This is a genomic window from Parvibaculum sp. (genome assembly GCF_035511255.1).
GTDB lineage: Bacteria > Pseudomonadota > Alphaproteobacteria > Parvibaculales > Parvibaculaceae > Parvibaculum.
This window is the reverse complement of sequence record NZ_DATKFR010000190.1, coordinates 1-1,750: the sequence shown is the minus strand read 5'-3', so window position 1 is coordinate 1,750 and position 1,750 is coordinate 1. Positions and strand designations below refer to the sequence as shown.

Genomic DNA, 1,750 nt, shown 5'->3' with positions numbered 1-1,750 from the left:
GACGACGATCACATCCTCCGGCGCCGTCTCCTCGTAAAGCCGCTGGACGAGATGCGCCCGCCGGTCGAGCGTCGCCCGCTGGTTGACATAGCCCTTGTCGGTGATCTCGTGACCGTCGATCGAGGGCGGCTCGGTCATCAGGTGAATGCGGGCGATGCGCGCCGACGACCCTCCGCAATCTTTGTTATGACGCTGCAGCGCCTCACGGAGATGCGCGACGACCTTCGGATGGGCGACGACTTCCTGCGGCGTCGCGCTGTCGTGGAGCCCGGCGATGGCCTTTGCCGCCGCGATGTTCGGCCAGGCGAGCAGCGCGATATAGGCCTTGTCGAGCCCGCAGACCACGGCGTCCTGCATGAGCGGCGAGCAGGCCGCGACCACATCGGCCCGCAACGTGCCCGTCGAGACCCATGTGCCGGACGAGAGCTTGAAGTCCTCCGTCACCCGGCCGTCGAAGACGATGCCCTCTTCCGGATGCTCCGGATCGAGGAAACGCGCGGCGTCGCCCAGCGAATAGAAGTCTTCCTCGTCGAAAGCCTCCTTCGTCTTCTTCGGGTCGTTGAGATAGCCCGGCGTCACGGTCGGGCCTTTGACGCGCACCTCGAGCTTGGTGCCGTTCGGCACGAGCTTCAACGTGATCCCCGGCAGCGGCAAGCCGATGAGACCGACGCGCTCCGTCAACCAGTGAACGACCGTGATGCCTTGCGTCTCCGTCGCGCCATACATGGTGGTGAGCGGAATGCGGAAACCCGTTTCGGCGATGGCGAGCGCCTGCATGCGATCATAAAGATCGCTCGACAGCGTCGCGCCGCCATAGGCCATGAATTCGAGATTGCGGAAGAAGTTGCGGCGAAGCTCCGGGTCCTTCTCCATCGCGTCCGCCAGCATCGCGAAGGCGACAGGCGCCGAGCCGAAGACGCGCGGAGAAACGTCGCGGAGATTGCGGATCGTCTGCTCGAAGAGACCGGGAACGGGCTTTCCCGCATCGAGATGCACCGTGCCGCCCGCCGAAAGATTGCCGTTGAAGCCGATATTGCCGGCCGAGATGTGATTCCAGGGCATCCATTCGAGGCTCTGCGGCACCTCGTTCGGATCTGGCTCCTCGGTGCGGAGTGCCTGCTGGCCGGCCACCACCGCCATCATCATGCGATGCGTCTGGATCGCACCCTTCGGCATGCCGGTGGAACCGGAGGTGAAAAGATATTTTGCCACGGTATCGTGACCGACCTTGTCCATCGAGGCGCGCACGGCGGCTTCGTCGATGGGCGTCGCGAGCAGTGCGTCGTAGTGGAAACCTGCAACGCCTTCCGGCACGCCTTCGCAGGTGACGACATCGACGCTCGAAAGATCGAGAGCGCGCAGCGCACGCTCGAATATCGAGCCCTGCTGCGCGAAGATCATGCGCGGCCGCGTCAACTCGAAGACGTGACGGAGTTTGGAAAAATCCGAACTCATCAGCGAATAGGGAACGCTGACCGGCGCCACCGGAACGCCCGCCTTCATCGCGCCGAGCGTCATCACCGCATGCGGGATCGAATTCCCCGACAGGATGAGGAGCGGCGTCGCCTGCCCCATGCCGCGCGAAAGAAGCGCCGTTGCCACCGCATCGGCGGCCCGGTTCGCATCGCCATAGGTGATGTAGGTCCATGCACCCGACGCGTCGCGCTCGCCGATGAAATTGCGATCGGGATGCTCGGATGCTTTTTCCTCCAGGAGATGCACCGTCGAACGCTTCATCTCGCCGATCGGA

1 protein-coding gene is annotated in these 1,750 nt (G+C 64.1%); it reads right to left on the bottom strand.

From position 1 onward, the window contains the following. Positions 1-1,750 (bottom strand): AMP-binding protein (locus tag VMR03_RS07165; RefSeq protein WP_325403678.1); only part of this gene is annotated, 1,750 nt, incomplete at both ends.